This is a genomic window from Acidisoma sp. 7E03 (genome assembly GCF_054665075.1).
In genome coordinates this window covers 1-24,463 of record NZ_BAAFHE010000011.1, presented here as the reverse complement: position 1 = coordinate 24,463, position 24,463 = coordinate 1, and the positions used below count along the sequence as shown (strand labels likewise).

26 protein-coding genes are annotated in these 24,463 nt (G+C 66.7%); 8 read left to right on the top strand and 18 right to left on the bottom strand.

What is annotated here, in order from left to right:
- Positions 1–13 precede the first annotated feature (13 nt).
- From ACYQ6W_RS16790 to urtA, 15 genes are all read right to left on the bottom strand, one after another.
- Complete coding sequence (locus tag ACYQ6W_RS16790; RefSeq protein ID WP_459676903.1) at positions 14–499, bottom strand: GNAT family N-acetyltransferase; 486 nt, start codon at positions 497–499, stop codon at positions 14–16.
- Positions 492–857, bottom strand: a complete 366-nt coding sequence (locus tag ACYQ6W_RS16785) for a cupin domain-containing protein (protein ID WP_459676902.1) — start codon at positions 855–857, stop codon at positions 492–494. Before ACYQ6W_RS16785 ends, ACYQ6W_RS16790 begins: the two co-directional genes overlap by 8 nt.
- 103 nt (positions 858–960) lie before the next feature.
- A complete protein-coding gene (ureG, locus tag ACYQ6W_RS16780) occupies positions 961–1,587 on the bottom strand; it encodes an urease accessory protein UreG (protein WP_459676901.1) in 627 nt (208 codons plus the stop codon).
- On the bottom strand, positions 1,584–2,321 hold the full coding sequence (locus tag ACYQ6W_RS16775; protein ID WP_459676899.1) for an urease accessory protein UreF: 738 nt from the start codon (positions 2,319–2,321) through the stop codon (positions 1,584–1,586). Before ACYQ6W_RS16775 ends, ureG begins: the two co-directional genes overlap by 4 nt.
- Complete coding sequence (locus ACYQ6W_RS16770) at positions 2,257–2,742, bottom strand: urease accessory protein UreE (RefSeq protein ID WP_459676898.1); 486 nt, start codon at positions 2,740–2,742, stop codon at positions 2,257–2,259. The genes ACYQ6W_RS16775 and ACYQ6W_RS16770 overlap by 65 nt, the downstream gene beginning before the upstream one ends.
- A gap of 2 nt (positions 2,743–2,744) precedes the next feature.
- Positions 2,745–3,200 carry a hypothetical protein gene (locus ACYQ6W_RS16765; protein ID WP_459676897.1) on the bottom strand — a complete coding sequence of 152 codons (456 nt, stop codon included), beginning with the start codon at positions 3,198–3,200 and terminating at the stop codon, positions 2,745–2,747.
- A 310-nt stretch (positions 3,201–3,510) separates the two neighbouring features.
- A complete protein-coding gene (ureC, locus tag ACYQ6W_RS16760) occupies positions 3,511–5,217 on the bottom strand; it encodes an urease subunit alpha (protein ID WP_459676895.1) in 1,707 nt (568 codons plus the stop codon).
- Positions 5,218–5,220: 3 nt separating this feature from the next.
- Positions 5,221–5,532 carry an urease subunit beta gene (locus tag ACYQ6W_RS16755; RefSeq protein WP_459676894.1) on the bottom strand — a complete coding sequence of 104 codons (312 nt, stop codon included), beginning with the start codon at positions 5,530–5,532 and terminating at the stop codon, positions 5,221–5,223.
- A gap of 10 nt (positions 5,533–5,542) precedes the next feature.
- Entirely contained in the window at positions 5,543–5,845 is a 303-nt protein-coding gene (locus tag ACYQ6W_RS16750; RefSeq protein ID WP_459676893.1) for an urease subunit gamma, read from the bottom strand.
- A gap of 15 nt (positions 5,846–5,860) precedes the next feature.
- Positions 5,861–6,718, bottom strand: coding sequence for an urease accessory protein UreD (locus tag ACYQ6W_RS16745; RefSeq protein WP_459676891.1), 858 nt, complete (start codon positions 6,716–6,718; stop codon positions 5,861–5,863).
- A 307-nt stretch (positions 6,719–7,025) separates the two neighbouring features.
- The gene (urtE, locus tag ACYQ6W_RS16740; RefSeq protein ID WP_459676890.1) at positions 7,026–7,721 is read right to left on the bottom strand and encodes an urea ABC transporter ATP-binding subunit UrtE; all 696 of its coding nucleotides are present in this window, start codon (positions 7,719–7,721) and stop codon (positions 7,026–7,028) included.
- Positions 7,722–7,877: 156 nt separating this feature from the next.
- Positions 7,878–8,642: an urea ABC transporter ATP-binding protein UrtD gene (gene urtD / locus ACYQ6W_RS16735; RefSeq protein WP_459676889.1), complete on the bottom strand. Its 765-nt coding sequence runs from the start codon at positions 8,640–8,642 to the stop codon at positions 7,878–7,880.
- Positions 8,639–9,805, bottom strand: a complete 1,167-nt coding sequence (gene urtC / locus ACYQ6W_RS16730; RefSeq protein WP_459676887.1) for an urea ABC transporter permease subunit UrtC — start codon at positions 9,803–9,805, stop codon at positions 8,639–8,641. The genes urtD and urtC overlap by 4 nt, the downstream gene beginning before the upstream one ends.
- The gene (gene urtB, locus ACYQ6W_RS16725; RefSeq protein WP_459676886.1) at positions 9,802–11,472 is read right to left on the bottom strand and encodes an urea ABC transporter permease subunit UrtB; all 1,671 of its coding nucleotides are present in this window, start codon (positions 11,470–11,472) and stop codon (positions 9,802–9,804) included. The genes urtC and urtB overlap by 4 nt, the downstream gene beginning before the upstream one ends.
- A gap of 135 nt (positions 11,473–11,607) precedes the next feature.
- Positions 11,608–12,936, bottom strand: coding sequence for an urea ABC transporter substrate-binding protein (urtA, locus tag ACYQ6W_RS16720; protein ID WP_459677118.1), 1,329 nt, complete (start codon positions 12,934–12,936; stop codon positions 11,608–11,610).
- Between the two features lie 240 nt (positions 12,937–13,176).
- On the opposite strand from urtA, the gene ACYQ6W_RS16715 reads away from it, so the two are divergent.
- Together ACYQ6W_RS16715 and ACYQ6W_RS16710 are read left to right on the top strand one after the other, a co-directional pair.
- Positions 13,177–16,557 (top strand): hybrid sensor histidine kinase/response regulator, encoded by a 3,381-nt coding sequence (locus tag ACYQ6W_RS16715; protein ID WP_459676885.1) that lies wholly within the window; start codon positions 13,177–13,179, stop codon positions 16,555–16,557.
- Entirely contained in the window at positions 16,554–17,447 is an 894-nt protein-coding gene (locus tag ACYQ6W_RS16710; RefSeq protein ID WP_459676884.1) for a response regulator, read from the top strand. The genes ACYQ6W_RS16715 and ACYQ6W_RS16710 overlap by 4 nt, the downstream gene beginning before the upstream one ends.
- 202 nt (positions 17,448–17,649) lie before the next feature.
- On the opposite strand, the gene ACYQ6W_RS16705 is transcribed toward ACYQ6W_RS16710, so the two are convergent.
- Both ACYQ6W_RS16705 and ACYQ6W_RS16700 read right to left on the bottom strand, forming a co-directional pair.
- Positions 17,650–17,976, bottom strand: a complete 327-nt coding sequence (locus ACYQ6W_RS16705; RefSeq protein ID WP_459676883.1) for a hypothetical protein — start codon at positions 17,974–17,976, stop codon at positions 17,650–17,652.
- A gap of 112 nt (positions 17,977–18,088) precedes the next feature.
- A complete protein-coding gene (locus ACYQ6W_RS16700; protein ID WP_459676882.1) occupies positions 18,089–18,292 on the bottom strand; it encodes a cold-shock protein in 204 nt (67 codons plus the stop codon).
- Positions 18,293–18,526: 234 nt separating this feature from the next.
- Between ACYQ6W_RS16700 and ACYQ6W_RS16695 the strand changes: the two genes are divergently transcribed.
- The 6 genes from ACYQ6W_RS16695 to ACYQ6W_RS16670 all read left to right on the top strand — a co-directional run bounded on the left by ACYQ6W_RS16695 (position 18,527) and on the right by ACYQ6W_RS16670 (position 22,803).
- The gene (locus tag ACYQ6W_RS16695; protein ID WP_459676881.1) at positions 18,527–18,895 is read left to right on the top strand and encodes a DUF6481 family protein; all 369 of its coding nucleotides are present in this window, start codon (positions 18,527–18,529) and stop codon (positions 18,893–18,895) included.
- 68 nt (positions 18,896–18,963) lie between these two features.
- The gene (locus ACYQ6W_RS16690) at positions 18,964–20,301 is read left to right on the top strand and encodes an O-antigen ligase family protein (protein WP_459676880.1); all 1,338 of its coding nucleotides are present in this window, start codon (positions 18,964–18,966) and stop codon (positions 20,299–20,301) included.
- A gap of 22 nt (positions 20,302–20,323) precedes the next feature.
- Positions 20,324–21,211, top strand: coding sequence for a GNAT family N-acetyltransferase (locus tag ACYQ6W_RS16685; protein ID WP_459676879.1), 888 nt, complete (start codon positions 20,324–20,326; stop codon positions 21,209–21,211).
- The gene (locus ACYQ6W_RS16680) at positions 21,208–21,750 is read left to right on the top strand and encodes an isochorismatase family protein (RefSeq protein WP_459676878.1); all 543 of its coding nucleotides are present in this window, start codon (positions 21,208–21,210) and stop codon (positions 21,748–21,750) included. The genes ACYQ6W_RS16685 and ACYQ6W_RS16680 overlap by 4 nt, the downstream gene beginning before the upstream one ends.
- 73 nt (positions 21,751–21,823) lie before the next feature.
- Positions 21,824–22,576 (top strand): hypothetical protein, encoded by a 753-nt coding sequence (locus tag ACYQ6W_RS16675; protein WP_459676877.1) that lies wholly within the window; start codon positions 21,824–21,826, stop codon positions 22,574–22,576.
- A complete protein-coding gene (locus tag ACYQ6W_RS16670; protein ID WP_459676875.1) occupies positions 22,573–22,803 on the top strand; it encodes a hypothetical protein in 231 nt (76 codons plus the stop codon). The genes ACYQ6W_RS16675 and ACYQ6W_RS16670 overlap by 4 nt, the downstream gene beginning before the upstream one ends.
- Here the strand turns inward: ACYQ6W_RS16670 and gltX are convergent.
- Complete coding sequence (gltX, locus tag ACYQ6W_RS16665; RefSeq protein ID WP_459676874.1) at positions 22,800–24,146, bottom strand: glutamate--tRNA ligase; 1,347 nt, start codon at positions 24,144–24,146, stop codon at positions 22,800–22,802. The genes ACYQ6W_RS16670 and gltX overlap by 4 nt on opposite strands.
- Positions 24,147–24,463: the final 317 nt, after the last annotated feature.

The following is a 24,463-nucleotide window of genomic DNA, read 5'->3' as shown; positions in this document are numbered from 1 at the left end:
GCCCCGTGCGCTGTCAATCCGCGGCCCGGCGGCTACCCGAGGCAAGCGGCTTCGCCATGTCGACCAGGAACCAGCCGGGCCTGTGTGGATTGGGTCGCCGCCCCGTCTCGCGATAGCCGAAGGACTGGTAGAGCGCGATGTTCCGCTCCATCCGGGCGTTCGTGTAGAGGCGGATCTCGCCATGTCCCGCCGCGCGGACCAGGTCCTCGGCGTGGCGCAGCAGGCGGATGCCATGGCCTTGCCCCTGGAATGCGGGTGCGACCGCCACGCTGTAGATGAGGCCGTGGTCGGCATGCAGCTCGAGCACCAGCAGGCCGGCGAGGCCGAAGGGTTCGCGCAGCAGCCAGACCTCACCGGCGGCGATGCGCGGCGCGTAATCGGTGGTCACCGGCAAGGGCGGGGCGCCGAGCAGGTCCGTATAGGGGCGGTAGGCCGCTTCGGTGAGGCTGCGGACGGCCTCGAGGTCCTCCGGCATCGCGCGCTCGAAGGGGTTAGCCATCGTGGCGCTCCGCCTCGCCGCCTGTGGGCCCCCAGAAGATCACCCAGGTCGCAAAGTCCTCGCTCATGTCGTGGAAGCGGTGGTCGTCTCCTGCCGGGACGAAGAGCACGTCGCCGGCTTTCGTCTCGGTAAAGGCGCCCTCGTGCTCGAAGCGCGCCCTGCCCGCGGCGACGACGTAGAGTTCATCCTGCGCGTGTGCGCTCTGCCGGTCGGTGCCGCGCGGCGCGAAGATTTCGACCGACATGGTGCCGTGGCGGAAGGCATCGGCGAAGGGCACGCCCTCGGGCCAGACCGCCGTTTCTCGCCCCGGCAGCCGGGCAAGGAGAGCCTCCAGTGACGCCTTCACGATCGTGGCCATGGCAGGCCTCCTGCGGCGATGGAGCCCCGAGCCTAATACGGACGCGCCCGCGCGAGCTTTGCATCTCGCGCGGGAAAGCCTTTCCGGGAATTGCGTCCCCGCGTCAGGCGGCGCGGCTCAGCCCGCCATGCCGCTCGATGAAGGCGGCGATATCGGCGACCCCCTGGCCCGCGCGAATATTGGTGAAGACGAAGGGGCGCTCCCCGCGCATCTTGCGCGCGTCCCGGTCCATCACGTCGAGGCTTGCGCCGACATAGGGTGCGAGGTCGATCTTGTTGATGACCAGAAGATCGCTGCGCGTAATGCCCGGGCCGCCTTTGCGGGGGATCTTGTCGCCAGCCGAGACGTCGATGACGTAGATGGTGATGTCTGCCAGTTCCGGGCTGAAGGTCGCGGCCAGATTGTCCCCGCCGCTTTCGATCAGAATGACGTCGAGCCCCGGAAAGCGCTTGTTGAGATCGGCGACACCGGCGAGGTTGATGGAGGCATCCTCGCGGATCGCGGTATGCGGGCAGCCGCCGGTTTCGATGCCGAGGATGCGGTCCGGCGTCAGCGAGCCTGCGCGCGTCAGGAACTCGGCATCTTCCTTCGTGTAGATGTCGTTGGTGATGGCGGCGATGTTGTAGGTCTCGCGCAGGGTTTTGCAGAGCGCGTCCATCAGTGCGGTTTTGCCGGTGCCGACGGGACCGCCGATGCCCACGCGAAGCGGGCCGTGGGGCGAAGAGCTCATGAGCGGAACAACCTCGTATATTGGGTTTCGTGATGCATGGCGGCGAGATCGGCGCGCAACGCGCCGCTGCCGATCTCGTCCAAGGTCAGGTCGCGGCTTGTTTCGGCCACCGCGATGAGGACGGGTTCGAGGGCCGCGAGAATCCGCAGCCCCTTCTGCTGGCCGAGCGGGATGATGCGCACGGCGGCTGAGACCATATTCGCGGCGAAGGCGTGCAGGAAGCCGAGCACGGCGCGTTCCTCGCCCACGCCCTGGGCCGCGGCGACCACACCGATGGCGACGGGATAGGCAACGTCCTGGCCTGTCAGGCGATCCAGCAGCGGATGCGGCCAGGCGGCGGCCGCGGTGACGAAGGCATTGCCCTGGGCGGTCGCTTCCAGATGCCGTTCCCGGCAGCCGGGCAGGGCGGCGGCAAGCTCCAGGATGGTGTCGAGGCTTGCCTGGTCATTCCCGCGCACCGCGCGATGGGCATGGCGCAGCAGGATCGCGTCGTTGCGCCCCGAGCCCTCCTCCAGGATGTCGCAGATCCAGGTGACGATGCCGGCGGTGGACTTGGCATCGCCCGTCTCCACCGCCCATTCGATGCCGTGGCTATAGGCGAAGCCACCCGTGGGGAAAGCGGGGGAGAGCCAGGCGAGTAGGCGCAGGAAGCCCGCTTCGTCCAGGCTTTCAGTGGTGGTGATGGTCGTCATCATCGTCATGGTGGTGGTGATGGCCGCCCGTACCGGGCGCATAGGCGCCGGACTCGGGATCGAATGGGGCCTCGTTCTCCTCCGCATGGCCGCCGAGCAACTCCACCATCTCGGCGATGACGTGGTCGTAGCGGATGCGGATTTCGCCGGGCAGGAATTGCACCGGCAGGTGCCGGTTGCCGAGATGCCAGGCGATGCGCATCAGCGCATCCTCGTCATGCGCATGGATGTCGAGAACGCGCTCCGGCATGGCCTGCACGGCGAGGATGCGCCCGTCCTCCAGCCTCAGACCGTCTCCGTGCTTGAGCGCCACCGCCTGCGGCAGATCGAGCAGGCAGTCTGCACCACTCACGGTCTTCAGCAGGAAGCGGCGCCGGTGCCGGTGATCATGGTCGAGCAGCACGGCATCCGCTGCTTCCGCCGCGTTCCAGCTTCCGGCGGTGAGATGTTCAGTCGCACGCATGGTCATAGTATATCAGCCTCTCGCGAATTCCGCTCAGGATGTGCCCCCGCTGCCCATATTCCCACGCGGAACGCAGTCTTCGTGTCTTTCGGCTTTACGTTTAAATCGAGCCGAATTTGGTAGAAGAGATTCGATAGAAGTTCGTCATGTGTCTCGCGGCTTTTCTGTCGATTGCTTACCCGAATCTCGTTTTGAAATTTCTGTAGAGCAATCAGAACATTCTGCGATGCAACAAGGTTCAAGTTGTTGCATGCTAATGAGAACGCACGTTGGCCATCTTCAGTGCCTTCGCCGTCAATGATTCCGCTAATTGCAGCAGTAAAATTCTTATAGTGCTCAAGTTTTTCTTTTCTAAGCTCAGCATCCCGCTCACGAGCCTTGGTGAACCAGTATGTTGGAACTACCAAAACGACGGCGCCGATAGCGGTGATGAGCGAGGCAGCGATCACCGCGTTCATGATCTGCCAACCTCATCCGCGTCATGCCCGGGCTTGACCCGGGCATCTACCCGTTTGGGCGCCCTGGCGGGTTGACCCCCGGGACAAGCCCGGGGCTGACGCTGTGGAGAGGTCGTGCCGGGCATCGACCCGTTAGGGCGCCCCGGCGGGTAGACCCCCGGGACAAGCCCGGGGATGACGCTGTGGAGCGGCCGTGCCGGGCATCCGCCCGTCTGGGCGCCCCGAGGGTCTACCCAAACGTCCGGCACGCTGGGTAGACCCCCGGCACAAGGCCGGGGGTGACGCAGGAGCGAAAGGGTGACCGGCCTCATCAGAACAGAAAATACCGCTGCGCCATGGGCAGTTCCGTCGCCGGCTCACAGGTCAGCAGCACGCCATCCGCCCGCACCTCATAGGTTTCCGGATCAACTTCGATCACCGGCTGCGCATCGTTGTGCACCATGCTTGCCTTGCCGATGCCGCCGCGGGTGTTCTTCACCGCGAGCAATTCGCGCGACAGACCGAGCTGGCGGCCGAGATCGGCATCGAGCGCGGCGCCTGAGACGAAGAGCACGGAGGAGAGCGTGAGAGACCGTCCGAAATTGCCGAACATCGGTCGCGCATGGATGGGCTGCGGCGTCGGGATCGACGCATTGGGATCGCCCATCATCGCCATGGCGATGGTGCCGCTCTTCAGCACGAGGTCCGGCTTCACGCCGAAGAAGGCGGGGTTCCACAGCACGAGATCGGCGAGCTTGCCGACTTCGATGGAGCCGATATGCTCCGAGATGCCATGCGCGATCGCCGGGTTGATGGTGTATTTGGCGATATAGCGCTTCACGCGGGCATTGTCGGCAGCACCATCGCCCGGCAACGCGCCGCGCTGCACCTTCATCTTATGCGCCGTCTGCCAGGTGCGGGTGATGACCTCTCCCACGCGGCCCATCGCCTGGCTGTCCGAGCTGATGATGGAGAAGGCGCCGATGTCGTGCAGAATGTCTTCGGCCGCGATCGTCTCGCGCCGGATGCGGCTTTCGGCGAAGGCGATGTCCTCTGGGATTTCCGGGTCCAGATGATGACACACCATGAGCATGTCGAGATGCTCGTCCAGCGTATTGCCGGTATAGGGCCGCGTCGGGTTGGTGGAGGAGGGAATGACGTTCGGCAGGCCGGCGACGCGAATGATGTCCGGCGCATGGCCGCCGCCCGCACCCTCCGTATGATAGGCGTGGATGGTGCGCCCGCCGATGGCGGCGATGCTGTCTTCCACGAAGCCGCTTTCGTTCAGCGTATCGGTGTGGATCATCACCTGCACGTCGAACTGGTCGGCGACCGTCAGGCAGGTGTCGATCGCCTTCGGCGTAGTGCCCCAATCCTCATGCAGCTTGAGCGCGCAAGCACCGGCCCGGATCATCTCCTCCAGCGCTTCGGGGCGGGAGGCATTGCCCTTGCCGGCGAAGGCGAGGTTCATGGGCAGGCCTTCCGCCGCCTGCAGCATGCGGGCGAGGTGGAAGGGGCCGGGCGTGCAGGTGGTGGCCGCCGTGCCCGTCGCAGGCCCCGTCCCGCCACCCAGCATGGTGGTGAGGCCGGAGGCGAGCGCTTCCTCCACCTGCTGCGGGCAGATGAAATGGATATGGCTGTCGAAGCCGCCGGCCGTCAGGATGCGGCCTTCGCCCGCGATGATCTCGGTGCCGGGCCCGATGATGATGTCGAGATTGGGCTGCGTGTCCGGATTGCCGGCCTTGCCGATGCCCGCGATGCGCCCGCCCTTCAGCGCGACGTCGGCTTTGACGATGCCCCAATGGTCGATGATGAGCGCATTGGTGATGACGGTATCGGCAGCCCCGCCGACGTTCGTCACTTGGCTTTGGCCCATGCCGTCTCGGATGACCTTGCCGCCGCCGAACTTCACCTCCTCGCCGTAGGTGGTGAAATCCTTCTCCACTTCCACGAAGAGTTCAGTATCGGCCAGCCGCACCCGGTCCCCCACCGTAGGGCCGAACATATGCGCATAGGCATGACGAGACATACGAGCCATGGGTCAGCCTCCGAGTGCGCCGGAGACTTCGCCCCGGAAACCATGGATGATGCGGGCGCCGCGGATCGGGATGAGCGTCACCGTGCGGGATTGGCCGGGCTCGAAGCGCACGGCGGTGCCGGCGGCGATATCCAGCCGGTAGCCGAGGGCCGCGGCGCGGTCGAACTGCAGGCCGGGATTGGTCTCGGCGAAATGATAGTGGCTGCCTACCTGCACCGGGCGGTCCCCGGTATTGGCGACGGTGAGGGTGATGGCGGCGGCGCCCGCATTCAGCTCGATATCGCCGTCGGCCGAGATGATTTCTCCGGGAATCATGGCGCGCCCCTTAGCGGATCGGGTTGTGGACGGTGACGAGCTTGGTGCCGTCGGGGAAAGTCGCTTCCACCTGCACGTCATGGATCATCTCGGGGATGCCCTCCATCACCTGGTCGCGCGTCAGCACATGCGCGCCGGCTTCCATGAGATCGGCGACAGTGCGGCCGTCCCGCGCGCCTTCCACCACGAAATCGGTGATGAGGGCCACGGCCTCGGGGTGGTTCAGCTTCACGCCGCGCTCCAGTCGGCGGCGGGCGACGCTTGCCGCCATAGCGATCAAGAGCTTGTCTTTTTCACGTGGCGTCAGGTTCACCTGAAACCTCCTCCCTCACAATTGCCAGACGCGCGGCAGAGCCGCGCCGCCGCGCAGGATATCGAGTGCGACCATCACCGCCTGGCGCAGCACCGCCCCATCTCGGGCCAGAAGCCTCGCAAGAACAAGGCCATTCCAGGCCGAGACCCCGGCTTCCAATGCATGGTCTGGCAGCAGGCCGGTGCCGAGGGCTTCTCGCAGGGGGGAAACGAAGCCCTCGGCCTCGGGCGTGACGAAAACCACCGTCGCCATGGCGCGGGCATCGGCGAAGGTGCCGGCCCGGCCCATGAGCATGGCGACCTCACCCTGCAGCCGCGTCGCGTCATGCAGCAGCAGGCGGCCCGCCTGTCGGATGATGATGCGGTCCATGAGCTGGAGGGTCTCCACCCGTTCGCCCATCGCCTGCCGCCCGAAGATGAGGCTTTCGACGCCCAGGAAACGGGCGCCGGCAGCGAGATCGACGGTGAGGCTGCGGCTCACGGCTGCGCGGTCGAAGAGGATGGTCTCTTGCGGCAGCCATTCCAGCAGCGCGCCCTTCGCGACGCGGAGGCTGGAGCGGATGGTGGCGGGCGGAGAACCGGGGCTCGCCCGGTAATAGCGTTCGGCCGCCTGGGTGGTGGCGACGAAATGCGTCCCGGCCCGCGCCTCGCATTCGGCCGCGAGATCATCCCCGCCGGTAATGCCGCCCGAGGTATTGAGCAGTACGGTTTCCGGAATGCCGCCGGGTTCGGGGCGGGGTTGGCGCGCCTTGAGGCAGCCTTCCTGGCGCAGCACGGCGAGCACCGTCTGCGTCCCGCGTCGGTCGAAGGCGACGCGCAGGCGGCCATAGGCGCGCTGGGCCGCGGCGGAATAGGTGAGGGGGGCAGCGTCCATGCCTCTCTGTGGCACGAACGGCGTCGGAGTTCTATCCAGGGTCATGTCATCGGGTCACCACGCGGCGTCGCCATAGTCCCCGTATTCATCGATGTCGACAGTTCCCATGGGTTGCGTGACGATGTTCTGAAGGTCGTGGTCTATGGGCGGTGCGTCTGGTTCATGCTCGCGAAGCCAGTAACGGAAAAGACGCATCGGACGCCTGCGTTGCTCGAGAGGCGCAGGAAGGTGCGCTTGCGTCGGGCAGCCATCTTGTAGGGGTTGGACTCCCCTAACGAAATGAGTCTGAGTTGCAATGAAATTCACCTCAGACCGACAGATGGCGCCGTACCTCCGTCTCGTCCAGGCTGTCCCGGTCGCCCGCGACGACGATGGACCCGCGATCCATCACCGCCAGCGTCTGCGCCAGCTCATGGGCGAAATCGTAATATTGCTCGACCAGCAGAATCGCCATGGTGCCGCGGCTGCGGAGCAGGGCAATGACACGGCCGATATCCTTGATGATGCTGGGCTGGATGCCCTCGGTCGGCTCGTCCAGCACCAGCAGGCGCGGGCGCATGACGAGCGCGCGGCCGATGGCGAGCTGCTGCTGCTGCCCGCCTGACAAGTCACCGCCGCGCCGGCTCAGCATGGTCTTGAGAATCGGGAACAGATCGAAGATCTCCTCGGGGATCTTCCGCTCCCGTCGAGGGAGCACGGCGAAGCCTGTTTCCAGGTTTTCGCGCACGGTCAGCAGGGGAAAGATGTCCCGCCCCTGCGGCACCCAGGCGATGCCGCGGCGCGCCCTTTCGTAGGAGGGCATGCGCGCGATGCTCTCGCCCTCCCAGCGGATGTCTCCGCCCGAAATGGGATGCGCGCCGGTGATGGCACGCAACAGGCTCGTCTTGCCGACGCCGTTGCGGCCGAGGATGGAGGTGACGGTACCCGGCGCCGCGGTGATGGAGACGCCGCGCAGCGCGAGCGCCGCGCCGTACTGCAGGTTGATGGACTGGACTTCAAGCATTCGGACGACCTCCGATCTTCTTCGTCATGCCCGGCTTCATGCCGGGCATCCACCCGGTAGAGAGACGAGACGGACGGGTAGATCCCCGGGACAAGCCCGGGGAGGACGCGGCAAGAGCCGGCGGTGACGATGCGGGTGTGGCAGTTCGTTGCATCCTCACCGCCCCAGATAGACGTCGATCACCTTCGGATCGGCGCTCACGTGATCGAGCGAGCCTTCCGACAGAACCGAACCTTCGTGCAGCACCGTCACCTTCACGCCAAGCGCGCGCACGAAGGTCATGTCATGCTCCACCACCACGACAGAGCGCGTCCGGTTGATGTCGCGCAGGAGATGCGCCGTCTGTTCCGTCTCGGCGTCCGTCATGCCGGCCACCGGCTCGTCCACCAGCAGCAGCTGCGGGTCCTGCGCCAGCAGCATGCCGATTTCGAGCCATTGCTTCTGCCCGTGCGAGAGATTGGCGGCGAGCCGGTCCCGATGCGCCGTCAGCCGGATCGTCTCCAGCAGTTCCTCGATCTTCGCCCGTTCCGCCTGGGTCTTGCGGGCGCGCAGCGTGAACCAGGGGGACCGGTTGCCGGCAAGCGCCAGGAGGAGATTGTTCCAGACGGTGTGATTCTCGAAGGTCGTCGGCTTCTGGAACTTCCGCCCGATGCCGAGCTTCGCGATGGCCGGTTCGTCCAGCCGGGTGAGATCGGTCGCAGCGCCGAAGATCACCTGGCCGGTATCCGGCCGCGTCTTGCCGGTGATGATGTCCATCATCGTGCTCTTGCCGGCACCGTTCGGGCCGATCACGGCGCGCATCTCGCCGCGCGCCAGCGTCAAGGACAGGTTGTTGATCGCCTTGAAGCCGTCGAAGGTCTTGTTGACGCCGCTGAGATAGAGCAGGTCGTCGCTCACGGCGCCGATGGGCTGCGCGTTCATGCTGGTGTCTCCTCGGCGCTGCCGCTTTCGCGTCGGTCGGCCGCCCCCGCGTCGATGGCGGCCAAGCCCTGCGGTTCCTGCGCCGTCGGCAGTACGGTCTCTCCCCGGCTGCGCCAGGTGCCGAGGATGCCGCGCGGCAGGAAGAGGGTGACGAGGATGAAGAGTCCCCCGAGCACGTAGAGCCAGGCGCCGGGCAGGGCGCCAGTCAGGATCGTCTTGCCGAAATTCACCAGCACCGCGCCGAGAATGGCGCCCGACAGCGTGCCACGCCCGCCGACCGCGACCCAGATCACCGCTTCGATGGAATTGGCGGGGGCGAATTCGCTCGGGTTGATGATGCCGACCTGCGGCACGTAGAGCGCACCACCGATGGCGGCGATCACGGCCGAGACCGTCCAGACCACGAGTTTGTAGTATTCCGGCCGGTAGCCGAGGAAGCGCGTGCGGCTTTCCGCATCCCGCACCGCGACAAGCACCTGGCCATAGCGACTGCCGACGAGGAAGCGGGCGCCGAGGAAAGCGGCCGCCACACAGAGGGCGGAGATCAGCATCAGCGCCGTCGTGGTACCGCTACGGTCGAGCGAGAAGCCCAGGATGTCCTTGAAGCCCGTCATCCCGTTATTGCCGCCGAAGCCCATGTCGTTGCGGAAGAAGGCGAGCAGCAGCGCATAGGTCAGCGCTTGGGTGATGATCGAGAGATAGACGCCGGAGACGCGGCTGCGGAAGGCGAGGAAGCCGAAGAGGGCGGCGAGCACGGCCGGCACGATCAGCACCATCAGCATGGCGAAGGGGAACCAGGCGAAGCCGTGCCAGTACCAGGGCAACTGCTTCCAGCCGATGAAGATCATGAAGTCCGGCAGGTTCGCATTGGCATAGACGCCGCGCGCGCCGATCTCGCGCGTCAGATACATGCCCATGCAATAGCCGCCGAGGGCGAAGAAGGCGGCATGGCCGAGCGTCAGGATGCCGGCGAAACCCCAGACGAGATCGACGGCCAGCGCCAGCAGCGCGTAGCAGAGGTATTTGCCCGCGAGACCCACGACGAAATCCGAGACATGGAGAGCGCTGGCCGGAGGTGTGGCCAGGTTGAGGATGGCGAGGAGGAGGGCGACGCCGATGATGATCACCGGCGTCAGCGTCAGGGAAAGGCGTGTGCGTGTCATGCTTCCACCGCCCGTCCCTTGACCGGGAACAGCCCGCGCGGGCGCCGCTGAATGAAGAGAATGATGATGACAAGAACCACGATCTTGCCGAGCACGGCGCCGGCGACGGGTTCCAGCCCCTTGTTGACGATGCCGAGCGTGAGGGCGGCGAGCACCGTGCCCCACAGATTGCCGACGCCGCCGAAGACCACGACCATGAAGCTGTCGATGATGTAGTTCTGGCCGAGATTGGGGGAGACGTTGTCGATCTGGCTGAGCGCGACGCCCGCGACACCGGCGAGGCCTGAGCCGAGGCCGAAGGTCATGGCGTCGATCCAGGGCGTGCGGATGCCCATCGCCGCCGCCATGCGCCGGTTCTGCGTCACCGCGCGCATGCGCAAGCCGAGCGGTGTGTAGCGCATCACCGCCATCAGCCCGGCGACGACGGCGAAGGCGAAGAGGATGATGCACAGCCGGTTGATGGTGATGGTGAGGCCACCGGCCATGAAATAGCCGCTCATCCAGCCCGGGCTTGCGACGTTCTGGTTTTCCGCGCCGAAGATCGAGCGGACCGCCTGCTGCAGGATCAGACTGAGGCCCCAGGTCGCGAGCAGCGTCTCGAGCGGGCGGCCGTAGAGGAAGCGGATGAGGCAGCGCTCGATGAGGATGCCGATCAGCCCAGCCACCACGAAGGCGGCCGGAACGGCGATGAGCACGCTGCCGCCGAAGAGCCCGGGCGCGTAGCTCTGGATCGCCTGCTGCACGCAATAGGTCGTATAGGCACCGATCATCACCATCTCGCCATGCGCCATGTTGATGACGCCCATCACGCCGAAGGTGATGGCGAGGCCGGCGGCGGCGAGCAGGAGGACGGAGCCGAGGCTGATGCCGTAATAGACGGTCTCCAGCCAGTTCCAGAGCTTGAGCGTGAAGTCGATATGGGTGATCGCGGCGGTGACGGCGGCGGCCGCCGGCGGGGCGAGACCGGAGAGGGAGGCGAGCTCGTTGCGCGCCGTGAGATCGCCGCGCGCGGCAATGGTCTTGACGGCGGCGAGCTGCGTCGCTTGGTCGGTGCCCGGTGTCACCAGCTCGTCGGCCGCCAAGGCTTGTGCCAGCGTGGTGCGAACGCTGCTCTCCGTCTCGCGGGCGAGCGCCTTCTGCACGATGAGGCGGCTGTCGGGCGAGGGCGATTCGAAGATCGCCTCGGCAGCGGCGCGGCGGCGGGCAGAGGAGGGGTCGGAGAGATCCATCACCCCCAGCGCCGTGGTGATGGCGCCGGTCACCATCGTATTGGCGATCACCTTACGGATGTTCATGAAGGGCGGCGCGTGGATCTTGGCGCCGGTCCGCGCATCCATCCAGGCATGGCTCTCCATGTCATGGATGAAGAGCCCGTTGTCTGGCCGCGGATATTTCCAGGTGTAGAGTTCGTTGTCGCCGAGCGCCTTGAGAACCGCGCGCGCCCGCGGATCCCCGGAGACGGCGATCGCTTGCACGGCGTTCACGATGGTGTCGAAATCGGCACTGGCGAGGCCTGCGTAAGGGTCAGCCCTCGTGGTGGGATTGGCAGCCGTTGACTGCGCATGGACCGGGGCAGACAAGCCGATGGCGAGGCTTGCGACCAGCATGATCAGGAGGGCGAGGCCGGCGCGGCACCAGGATAGCCCGCATTTGGATTTTATGCGCAATGATCGCACTCCTTCAAATGCTCGCATGCGTGCTGATAAGCGTCATGCGCGGCGTCATGCCGCGCATCCATGCTCCGGGCGCCCCGGCGGGTGAACCCGCGGGACAAGCCCGCGGGTGACGGAAGGCGAGGCAAATCAAGCCTTGTTGACGCTGCCCAGGCACTTGCCCTTCACGACGTCGTAGTTGCCGCAGTTCATCGGCGGTAGCCAATCGCCGATCAGGTCCTTCGATTCCGGCAGATACGGGGACCAGGGCTGGCCGACGACGGTGCCCGGTGTCTGCCACACCACGTTGAACTGGCCATTGTCCTGAATTTCGCCGATCAGGACGGGCTTGGTCAGGTGATGATTGGGCATCATCGTCGCGATGTCGCCGGTGAGGTTCGGATGGGCGACGCCGATCAGCGCCTCGATCACCGCGTCATGGTCGGTGGTGTTCGCCTTTTCCACCGCCTTCACCCACATGTTGAAGCCGATATAGGCTGCTTCCATCGGGTCGTTCGTGACGCGCTTGTCGTTCTTGGTGAACTTCTTGAAGTCCGAGATGAACTGCTCGTTGTCAGGCGTGTCGACGCTCTCGAAGTAGTTCCAGGCGGCGAGATGGCCGACCAGCGGCTTGGTATCGATGCCAGCCAGTTCCTGCTCACCCACCGAGAAGGCGACCACCGGAATATCCGTCGCCTTGATGCCCTGGTTGCCGAGTTCCTTGTAGAAGGGCACGTTGGCGTCGCCATTGATGGTGGAGACGACGGCGGTCTTCTGTCCAGCAGAGCCGAAGCTCTTGATCTGGGAGACGATGCCCTGCCAGTCGGAATAGCCGAAGGGCGTGTAGTTGATCATGATGTCGGAGGCGGCGACGCCCTTCGACTTCAGATAGGCCTCGAGGATCTTGTTGGTGGTGCGGGGATAGACGTAGTCCGTGCCCGCCAGAACCCAGCGCTTCACGTGCATGGTGTTCATCAGGTAGTCGACCGCCGGGATCGCCTGCTGGTTCGGCGCCGCGCCGGTGTAGAAGATGTTGCGGCTGCACTCCTGCCCCTCATACTGCACCGGGTAGAAGAGGATGCCGTTGAGCTGCTCGAAGACCGGCAGGACGGATTTGCGGGAGACCGAGGTCCAGCAGCCGAAGACGGCGTCGCACTTGTCGACCGAGAGCAGCTGCTTCGCCTTCTCGGCGAACAGCGGCCAGTTGGAGGCGGGGTCGACGACGACCGGCTCCAGCTTGCGGCCGAGCAGGCCGCCATTGGCGTTCTGCTGGTCGATCAGCATCAGCATCACTTCCTTCAGCGGCGTCTCGCTGATCGCCATGGTGCCGGAGAGGGAGTGCAGGATGCCGACCTTGATCGGGTCGGCGGATTGGGCGCGGGCGGGGCGTGTGGTCGCCACCGTGCCAACGGCCGCACCCCCCAGGGTCGCGGCCGCGGCGGCGGCGAGCGACAGGCCGCCGAGCGAGCGGCGGCCCATTTCGACCTTCGGGGTCTCGGTGGCGGTGGTTGGCGAAGAGGTCTCAGACCGGATCTCGTCCGTCATCGTCGCGGCTCCTGTTTTCGGAAAAGCGTCATGCGTCGTAAATGCGAGCTGACGAGACTGTGAGGGCTTCGGGCGGCCGCGGCCCATACGTCAAAGCGCGTATGACAGCCCGAGGGCGGTGTGGTGAGATGACGGACCGAAGGAACGGAACGAGATGCGGGCTGGGGTGAGGCGATGAGGATCGGGGCGCCCGCGGGCTCTGCCCGGCTCGCGCGGCAGCGCATCACCCGGCAGAGACGGGAATACAACCGCTGGGTCGCGAACCAGACCCTCGAAGACTATGCGCTGCGCTTCACCGCGAAAAGCGCGCGCAAATGGTCGCCGCTCCGCGTCGCCAATACGGCCCTCGGTGCCGTCTCCTTCCTGGCGCTTGAAGCGATCGGCGGCACTATCACGCTTGCCTACGGCTTCCAGAATTCGATCCTCGCCATCGCCTTCGTCAGCGTGATGATCTTCGTCATCAGTATTCCGGTCTGCGCCCACGCCGCGCGCGCCGGCGTCGACATCGACCTGCTGACCCGCGGCGCCGGCTTCGGCTACATCGGCTCGACCATCACCTCGCTGATCTATGCGAGTTTCACCTTCATCTTCTTCGGGATCGAGGCGGTCATTCTCGCTGCCATGCTGCAGCACTTCTTCGGCGTGCCGGAATGGCTCGGCTACATCCTCTGCGCCGTCGTCGTCGTGCCGCTGGTGACGCATGGCATCACCTTCATCAGCCGCTTCCAGCTCTGGACCCAGCCGGTCTGGTTCATCCTCAACCTGGTGCCCATCGTCGCCGTGTTGGCGACGCATCCTGACTGGCTGCCGGGCTGGACGCGCTTCACCGGGGCCGCGGGCCACGCCGGCTTCTCCCTGGTGAGCTTCGGCGCCGCCGCCTCCATCCTCTTCGCCATGATCACGCAGACGGCCGAGCAGGTGGATTTCATCCGCTTCCTGCCGCCCCGCAGCGCCATCGGCGGCCGGCGCTGGTGGACCGCCCTGCTGCTCGGCGGCCCGGGCTGGATCGCGATCGACGTCATCAAGCTGCTGGCGGGGTCATTGCTCGCCTATGTCGCGCTGCAGAGCGGGCTCGGCGTGCAGGATGCGGTGCAGCCGGCCGCGATGTACCACATCGCCTTCGGCACCATCCTCTCGCCGCCCGTCGCCCTCGCCGCGACCTGCGCCCTCGTCGTCGTCTCGCAGGTCAAGATCAACGTCACCAATGCCTATGCCGGCTCGCTCGCCTGGTCGAACTTCTTTTCGCGCCTTACGCACAGCCATCCCGGCCGCGTCGTCTGGCTCATCTTCAACATCGTCATCGCCCTGCTGCTGATGGAGACGGGCGTCACCAAGACGATTCAGCACACGCTGGTCGTCTATTCCGACGTCGCGGCCGGCTGGATGGGCGCGCTGGTCGCCGATCTCGTCGTCAACAAGCGGCTCGGCCTCAGCCCACGTGGCATCGAGTTCAAGCGGGCGCATCTCTTCGACATCAACCCGGTCGGCGTCGGCGCCATGCTGCTGGCGGTGGTCGTCTCGCTTGGCGCCTATGCCGGGGCCTTTGGCGCGGGGGCAGCGGCGCTTTCCACCTTCCTCGCCTTCGGCAGCGCCTTCCTCGCCGCCCCCGTCATCGCCTGGGCGACGGGCGGTCGTACCTATCTCGCCCGCCGTGGCCGTGCCGCCTGGGCCAGCCGCGGCACCATCGCCTGCAGCGTCTGCGAACATGAATTCGAGCCTGAGGACATGGCCTATTGTCCGGTCTATTCCGGGCCGATCTGCTCGCTCTGCTGTTCGCTCGACGCGCGCTGCCACGACGCCTGCAAGCCGCATGGCCGCGTGGGCGAGCAGATGGCGAAAAGCTTCCGCTTCGTCCTGCCCGCGCCCATCCTGGCGCTGACCCGCGCACGCCTCGCCCGCTTCCTGGGCGTCCTCTTCCTCTTCGCTGCCGGCACCGGCCTGCTGCTCATCGCGATCGATGCGCAGACGGTGAGCAGCGGCCCGATCAGCGAGGCCGCCGCGACGGCCGCTTTCTGGAAGACCTTCCTCGTCATGCTCGTCATCGGCGGCGTCGTCTCCTGGCTCGCCGTGCTGGCGCAGGAGAGCCGGCGCGCGGCGGAGGAGGAGACGCGGCGCCAGACGGCCCTGCTGCTCGACGAGATCAGCGCCCACCGCCAGACCGATGCCGAGCTACAGCGCGCCAAGGAAGCGGCGGAGGCCGCCAGCCGCGCCAAGAGCCGCTACGTCGTCGGCATCAGCCACGAGCTGCGCAGCCCGCTCAACGCCATCCTCGGCTACGCCCAGCTCTTGGAGAAGGATGCGGACATCCCCGCCCGCAAGCGCGAGGGCCTGCGGATCATCCGCCGCTCCGGCGAGCATCTGACGGCGCTGATCGGCGGCCTGCTCGACATCTCCAAGATCGAGGCCGGGCATATCGAGCTGTATCGGGACGAGATCCGCCTGCCGGAATTTCTCGACCATCTCGTGCAGATGATGCGGCTGCAGGCAGAGACGAAGGGCATTGCCCTGCATTACCGGGCCGATCCGCTGCCCCGCGTGGTCTATGCGGATGAGCATCGGCTGCGCCAGGTGCTGATCAACCTGCTCTCCAACGCCATCAAGTTCACGAGCGCCGGCAGCGTCACCTTCATCGTGCGTTATCGCAGCCAGGTGGCAGAATTCGAGATCGCCGATACGGGCCGGGGGATTGCCGAGGCCGACCTCGCGCGCATCTTCGAGCCGTTCCAGCGCGCGGGCGATCAATCCGTGCCCGGCACCGGCCTCGGCCTCACCATCGTGCGGCTGTTGACGGAGGTGATGGGGGGCGAGGTGACGGCGACCAGCCGGCTGGGCGAGGGCAGCCGCTTTCGCCTGCGGCTGATGCTGTCGGAGGCGGCAGAAGCCCTGAAGCCTGCGCCGGCCGAACTCGAGATAACCGGCTATCGCGGCCGGCGGCTCACGGTTCTGGTAGCGGATGACGACGCGACGCAGCGCTCGCTCATGCTCGATCTCTTGACGCCGCTCGGCTTCACCGTGGTGGGCGCGGCGGGTGGCGCCGATTGTCTGGCGATGACGGAGCAATGGCGGCCCGATCTGTTCCTGCTCGACCTCTCCATGCCGGACATGACGGGATGGACCCTGGCCCAGAGGCTGCGCGAGGAGATGGAAACGGCCGCGCCCATCATCATCGTCTCCGCCAACGCGCGGGAGCTGGAAGCCGCACCACGCGAAGGGCAATTTCATAATGATGTCATGGCCAAGCCCGTCCGGCTCGATCTGCTGCTGGAGAGCATTGGCCGTCTCCTCGCTCTCGAATGGACGCGCCTTGCCACCACCGCGCTGCCTGAGCAGGCGGTGGAAGGCACCGAACTTACACCGCAACAGCTCGGCGAACTCAGGGAGTTGGCCGCCATCGGCTATGTCCGCGGCATCCGCCAGCGGCTGGATGCGCTGGCGGAGGAGCAGCCTGGCCTCGCCGCCGATCTCGAACCCCTGCGGGCGCTGATCGCGGATTACCGGCTGGACGCCTTCATCGCGGCGCTCGACGCCCGACGGCCGCCGGAGGCTGCGGAATGAAGCGCCGTGACATCATCCTGGTGGTCGATGATACACCCGGGACCCTCGGCGTTCTCGGGGATGTGCTGGAGGATGCGGGCTATACGGTGCTGATGGCGCAATCGGCCCAGGCGGCCATGACGGTGCTGGAACGGGTGCAGCCCGACGTCATCCTGATCGATGCGGTGATGCCCGGAATGGACGGCTTCGAGGCTTGTCGGCGGATGAAGCGTAACCCGGCGCTTGCGTCCGTGCCGATCATCTTCATGACCGGTCTCACCGAGAGCGAGGACGTGGTGCGCGGCCTTGAGGCTGGCGGGGTGGATTACGTGACCAAGCCGCTGCAGCTCGACGAGGTGGTGGCGCGCATCCGCGTCCACCTCACGGGAGCGCGGCGTACGCAGAGCGCCCAGGCGGCGCTGGATACCGCGGGACGCTTCCTGCTCGCGACCGACACGGAGGGGGAATTGCAATGGGCGACGCCCCAGGCGGCGCAGTTGCTCGCGCGCCTGCCTCCTGCGGAGGAGGATGGGCCTGCCTGCCCGTGGGTTGCGGACTGGCTCTCCGAATCGACAGCCGCGACGCCGGGAGAGGTGGCGGCGAGCCTGGGCGACGGGACGGTGGTGCAGTTCGTCTATGTCGGGCGGATGGCGCCGGACGAGATCCTCTTTCGCGTCCAGGAAGCCCGGCATTCGGGCGAGGAGGTGCGGCTGCGCGAGCGGCTGGGCCTGACGGCGCGCGAGGCCGAGGTGCTGCTCTGGATCGGTCATGGCAAGGGCACGCGGGACATCGCCGAGATCCTCGGCATGAGCCCGCGCACGGTGCAGAAGCATCTCGAGCAGATCTACACCAAGCTCGGGGTGGAGAACCGGGCGGCGGCGGCAGCCATCGCCATCCGCAGCCTGGGGTGAGGCCGCGCCACGGATAGATGCCCGTGACAAGGACCGGCATGACGCCAGGAAGGATGGTTCTGGAGAGTCTTTACGGTCTGCCAGGTTTTGACGGACGTGCTCTCTTCACCGTCACCCGCGGCTCATGCCGCGGGTCTACCGGTTGTGGCGCCCAAAGGCCGTCGGGGCGGCTTCGCCCGGCTCAGGACCTGGCGGTTGGGATTTACTTTGACCCCTTCATCACGAAAAGCCCGACCCAGCTCTGCACCTTGCCGTTGTAGATGCGGAACTTATAGCCGATCGGCCGGTGGCTGCCGTTCGACAGGGTGGCGATCGCGAGGCAGGCGATCTCGCTGTCGCTCTGCTTGTCCGTCGTGATGCCGGCCAGATCGGTCACGCTGAAGGGAGCGTTGGATTTCTTGAGCGCGACCTCGATGCCGCTGCGTGCCTGATCGCTGTCGCAGGCCGGCAGGGCGGGTTGCGCGAAGGCCGTGCTGGCACCGAGTACCAAGCCCAGGCTCGCGGCGCAAAAAGACACACCAAGTCTCATTCCGTCTCTCCGTTGAGGAAGGGCGGATCGGCGAACCGCCCGGCTGTCAGATGGCGGCGTTCGACAAAAAAGAAACCGCCCTAGTCATTCCTCCCAGGGCGGTGTGCTCGTTTCAGAGCTTCTGGATGTTGGAAGCGGCCTGCTTGCCGCGTTCGGTGATGATCTCGTAGCTGATGCGGTCCCCTTCGGTGACGCTCTTCAATCCGGCGGCCTGGACCGCAGTAATGTGCAGGAAAACGTCCTTTCCACCTTCCTGCGGGGTAATGAAGCCGTACCCCTTCTCCATGTTGAACCACTTCACGGTACCAGTCGCCATAACAGCTCACTCTCAGAGTTGCAGAACCTAAGGAATAGCCTCGGAAAAGCGCCTCCGCTACCCCGCTTGCCAATATAGTCGAGACAAGGGAGGCGGCAAACGCGCACCTCCCCCAAAATAATGGGCGCTTCACCCTGGCTTTAACCAGTGTATGAAGCGCCCATGCTAAAACCGATGGCGACAGGAGGGCGGCTTCCCGGGCCCTGTCCTTGGCGCCGCTAGAGAGAAGAGAGTATGGCTGGCTTCAAGGCAAATAGTTTCAACGACCGCCGCGACGCGGCACTCAAGGCCAAACAGGCGCTTCTGGAAAAATTCAAGGCTCGGCCCCAGGGGGACCACCCCCGCCTCATCGCTCTTGCCGAAGAGCGCAAGCGCATCGCCGAGGCACGGGCGATCCGTGATGCCGAGCGTGAGGTCCGCCGGCAGGAGGAGTTGAAGCGCCAGGCCGAGGAGCAGGAGCGCCTGCGTGCCGAAGAGCTGGCCCGGATCGAAGCCGAGCTGGAAGCGGCCGAGCAAGCCCGCCTGGCCGAAATCGAGCTAAAGGCGAAGCAGAAGGCCGCCCGCGACGCCCGCTACGCCGCGCGCAAGCTCCGCCGCCGCTGAGGCTCGGCCTCTGGGGTGGCGGCGCGCCGCCCTTTTCGTCCAGCTTCACGATATGATACGATATCGGAATGGACGGGGTGGGTGCGATTTTCTGGCCCGCGATGGTGGGCGCGGCCGTCTTCCTCGCCGCGGCGCTTGCCTGGTTCGCGCCTGAGGCCTTCTGGATTACCCTTCTTCTTGGGCCAGGCCTTTTGCTGCTGGCCCTGGCCGCCGCCTTTCCGGCGCGGGCGACGATGCTGTGGTTGCTCGCGGTCGCAACCTGCCCGGAAATGTGGCTGGCCGATCTCCTGAGACTGCCGGACCCTGAACTGCTGATCGGTCTCGGCAAGGCTGCGGGCCTTTTGCTCGCCTTGCTCTGTCTGCTGCGCTACGGGCCGCGGCTGCACCTTGTCCATCCGGCGCTTGCTTTTCCGATCATGACGCTGGGTGGCGCGCTGCACGGCTACTGGCCCGGCCTCGGACTCGCCGAGGTGCTGCGCAGTCTGGTGGGCTCGGTCGCGCCCTTCGCCTTTTCCTTCCTCCGCGTGCCACCGCTCTGGTGCCGTCAGGTCATCACCGCCGTCATCCTCGCCCCCTTCGGGGTTGTGGGTTTCGGCAGCCTTCTCGCGCTCGCCGGGTTTCGCCCGCTCTATCTCTTGCAGGACGGCGCCCTTCGTCTCGGCGCCTCCAGCCATCCCGCCTTCCTCGCGGGGTTCACCCTCACCAGCCTCTATGCCTTGCTGTTCGAGCGGGTGCGCGGCCCGGTGAGGTGCTGGATCATCCTACTGGGCGGCGACCTGCTCATCCTGGTCGCGACGGGGGCCCGGGCGCCGCTCGCCCTCGCCGCGCTCTTTCTTCTCCTGGTGACGCTCGGGGTGCGCAGCCCGGCCTGGCCCTGGCGCGCGCGGCTCCCTATCCTCCTGGCGGGCTTCGCGGCGCCGGCCGTCGCCATCTTCGCCGCGCCCTTTCTCGGCTTCGTCCGGCTCCTGACCCTCGCGGAGCAGGGCGACGTTGCGAGCCTGAGCAACCGCACGCTGATCTGGCCGGTTTATGAGGCGGCGATCTGGCGCTCCCCCTGGCTCGGCTGGGGCACGGGCGCCGGAAAGGTGGTGGTGCCGGTGGGCACCCCATTGTGGCAGCTGCTCGGCACCAATGCCGCGCATGACGAATATCTGCGCATCGCGGTGGAGGGCGGCGCCATCGGCCTCGGCCTGCTCCTGTTGCTCTTCCTGCTGTGGTGGCGGCAGGGGGCGCACTGCATGCGCCGGCCTGAGCGGCAGGTGATGATGCTGGTGGGTCTTGTCTTCGCCGTCCATTCGGCGACCGACAACACGCTCATCGCGACCACGGCGACGCTCTTCTTTGCCTGGGTCACGGCCGTCTTTGCCCGCGCGAGGGCGGAGGCGGAGGCTGGCGTCGTACCCTAGCCTCGGGCAGAGTGCCGCCCGCATGACCGAGTATCACATCACGACGCCGAGCCCGGCCACGGACGCGCATTTCCATGCGATCGAGGATGCGCTCATCGCCTTCAGCGACCCGCGTGCGGGGACGGGGGACTGGCCGGACCGCACCCTGTGCCTCGCCATTCCGGGCCGGGACGGTACTATTGCGGGCGGCCTCTGGGGACGCTTCTACTACGACTGGCTCTTCATCGAACTCATCTGCGTGCCCGAGACGCGGCGGGGGGAGGGGCTCGGTTCGGCGCTCCTCGCCATGGCCGAGGCGCAGGCGCGGGCATGGGGCGCGGTCGGGGTCTGGCTCGATACCTTCAGCTTCCAGGCGCGCGGCTTCTACGAACAGCACGGCTATGCCGTCTTCGGTGAGATGTCCGATTTCCCGCCTGGCCACCAGCGCTTCTTCCTGGCGCGTCGGCTGGACCCGACCGGCCCCGCCCGCGTGGTGCATCGCGGGATCACGCCGATTGCGGAAGCGGGCCCTGAGCATCGGGCGGCGATCGCCCGTCCGCTTGAGCGTTTCAACGATGCGGCGTTGGGCGCCGGTCCCTGGCCGGACGAGACGCTCTGCTACACGGTGGAAACGGCGAAGGGGCGCATTGTCGGCGGGCTCTGGGGCCGCAGCTACTACCGCTGGCTGCACATCGATCTGCTCTTCCTGCCCGAGGCGGCGCGCGGCCAGGGGCTCGGCACTGCCCTTCTTGGCCGCGCCGAGACGGAGGCTGCGGCCCGCGGCTGTGTCGGCGTCTGGCTTGACACCTTCAGCTTCCAGGCGCCGGACTTCTATCCCCGCCACGGCTACCGCGCCTTCGGCCGGCTGGATGCCTATCCTGGCCCGCACGAGCGGACCTTCTTCGCCAAGAGGTTGGACGCACCCACGTGACCAAGACCCCCTTGTCTCCGCTGATCGTCATCGATCTGCAGGCCGATATGTTCGACGGACGCAATCAGCCACCGATCCATGAAGCGGATGATCTGATCCGACGGACGAGGCAATTGCTCGCCTGGGCCCGTGCAGCCGGTCGACCGGTTGCCTTCGTGCGTCATGACGGGCCGCCTGGTGATCCCCTGGAACCCGGTGCCGCGGGCTGGCCGATCTGGTCCGCCATCGGGCAAGAGCCGCATGAGCCGACATTCCCGAAGACGGTGGGGGACGCCTTCTCCAATCCGGATCTGGTGGCATGGGTTACAGCGCAAGGCGCGTCAGGGGTGATCCTGGCGGGCGCGCAGAGCGACTACTGCATCCTTGCCTCCACCCGCGGAGGACTGGCGCAGGGCCTCGCCGTCACTGTCGCCGCCGATGCCCATAGCACCTGGGGAACGGAAGCCGAGACGGCCGAGGCGATCATCAGGCGCCACAATGCGCTCTATCGGTCGCTTGGTGCGGAGTTTGCGACCGTCGCCGATTTGACCGCTGCGTGACCGTCTTGGCTGCACGGTTTTGCTGATGCGCCAGAGCGCGTAAAGCATCGGCCTCTGCCGCACCGGAGAGTTCATGCCGCTTCTTCTTCACGCCGGACCATCTATCCTCGCCGCCTTCCTCGCCTCCATGGTCGAGTTCGTCGAGGCGATGACAGTGGTGCTCGCCGTCGGCGCGATGCGCGGCTGGCGCAGCGCACTCGGCGGCAGCCTGCTCGCGCTCCTCGTGCTGCTGCTGCTCGTCCTCGCACTCGGACCCTTGCTGACGCAGCTGCCCCTGGCCGCCGTGCAACTCGCCCTCGGTCTTCTGCTGCTGCTCTTCGGCATGCGCTGGCTGCGCAAGGCCGCACTGCGGAGCGCCGGCATCATTCCGCTGAACGATGAGGAGGCACTGTATGCCCGCAGCCGCGCGGAACTGGGCGCGGCCGGTCTCGCCCATGGATGGGATCGGCTGGCTCTGTCCACCGCCTTCAAGATCACCATGGTGGAAGGGATCGAGGTCGTCTTCATCGTCATTGCGGTCGGCGCGGCGGGGCCTGGCATGCTGTGGCCCGCGGCCGGCGGGGCGGTGGCCGCGCTTCTCGTGGTCGTGCTGCTTGGCCTGCTGCTGCGCCGGCCTGTCTCCATGATCCCGGAGAACCTGCTGAAGTTCATCGTCGGCGTGCTGCTCTGCGCCTTCGGCTGCTTCTGGGTGGGCGAAGGTGGCGGCATCGTCTGGCCGGGCGGCGACCTTTTCCTGATCGCCCTGTGTCTGGGCTTCCTGGCCGCCGCCCTCGTCGCGGACCGCCTCGCCCGGCAGCGGCGTCTCGCCGCAGGAGGCAGGGCATGAACAGGGGGCTCGGCGCCGTCCTGCGCGGCGTGCGGGACGAGCTTTGGTCCCTCTTCGTGGACGACGCACTCTTCGCCGGCGCGATCCTGCTGTGGGCGCTGGCGGCCGGGCTCGGCCTGCCGCGCCTTGGCCTGCCCACCTGGCTGCCGGGGCCGCTGCTCTTCGCCGGCCTCGTCGTCATCCTGGTGGCCGGCGCCTGGCGCGCCTGCCGCAAGCGGGGGTTTTAGCCCGCCGACTGCTTCAGGCGGCGCGCAGCCTTGTCGCGGCCGATGAGCAGCAGCAGATGGCGCAGGTCAGGGCCGCTTTCCTCTCCCGTCAAAGCCAGGCGCAGCGGGTGATAGAGGGCGCGGCCGCGGCGGCCGGTCGCGGCCGCCAGCGCCTTCGTCCAGAGGCCGGCAGTCGCGTCATCCCATGGCTCGGGCGGCAGGGCCTCGGCCGCGGCCCGCAGGAAGGCCGCATCCTCTGGCTGCTCGGGTACGAGAATCTCGCCGGCTGCCACCTCCCACCACAGCCGCGCCTCGCGCAGCAGATCGAGATTGCCGCGCACGGCGTGCCAGAAGGCCTCCGTCGCGCCTTCGGGCAGACGGTCCGCGACCTCGGCAAAGTCCAGCCGCTGCAGCAGGTGGCGGTTGATGCCGAGGAGCTGGCGTGGGTCAAAGACGGCCGCCGAATGGGACATGCGACCGAGATCGAAACTCGCTGCCGTCTCCGTGCGGGTGAGCGGCGCCATGCCGTCAGAGGAGCCGAGACGCGCGAGATAGGCGATGATGGCATCCGGCTCCAGCCCGTCTTTTCGCAGGCTGCGCACTGAGAGGCTGTCGAAGCGCTTGGAGAGCTTGCCGCCTTCGGCATCGGTCAACAGCGGCAGGTGGGCAAAGCCGATCTGCTCCGGCTTTCCGCCCAGCGCGCGCATCAGATCGATCTGGATGCCGGTGTTGGTCGCGTGGTCTTCGCCGCGGATGATGTGGGTGATGCCGAAGTCGAGATCGTCCACGACCGAGGTGAAGGTATAGAGGAAGGTGCCGTCGGCGCGGATCAGAACGGGGTCCGAAAGGGTGGGCAGCTTAACCCGGCGCTCGCCGAACACCATGTCCGGCCAGGTGACCTCTCCGTCGGACAGTTTGAAGCGCCAATAGGGGCGCTTGCCGTTGGCCTCGGCCTGGGCCCGCTGCTCGGCCGTCATCTGCAGCATGGCCCGGTCGTAGACCGGGGGCAGGCGCCGCTTCAGGCGCAGGGCGCGCTTGGCGGCGAGTTCCTCTTCGCTCTCGAAGCAGGGATAGAGCAGGCCCACGGCCTTCAGCCGATCGGCCGCGGCCTCATAGGCCGCCAGACGCTCGCTCTGGCGCACGAAGCTGTCCCAGCTGATGCCGAGCCAGCGCAGATCCTCCTGAATCGCCGTTTCATATTCCGGCTTGGACCGCCCGGCATCGGTATCGTCCATGCGCAGCATCAGGCTGCCGCCGTGGCGGGTTGCGAACAAGTGGTTGGCGACGGCGGTGCGCAGATTGCCGACGTGAAGATAGCCGGTCGGGCTGGGTGCGAAACGGAGGCGGGGCGTGCTGCTATTCATGGCGCAAACCCATGCCCTAGCCGGCCCGCGCCGTCAAAGCCGAGAGGGAAGGTCAGACGGCAGGTCGGGGAATGCCTGCAGGCTTTTGTCGCAGACGAGGCGGCGGCCGGGGGGCGCGGTCTCAGGCATCCACCGTGCCGCGCGCCGTCGCTCGCTTCGCCGCAGGGGGTGCCGCGGTGGTCCGGCCCGCTGCGGCGCGTGCGGCCGTCTCGGCTTGGACCTTAGAGGCTGTTTGAAAATGGTTGTGGCGGCTCGGCGCGGTCTGATTCAAGCTTGGGATGTGGACCCAAGAGAGCCGAGGCCGGATGGCCGACATC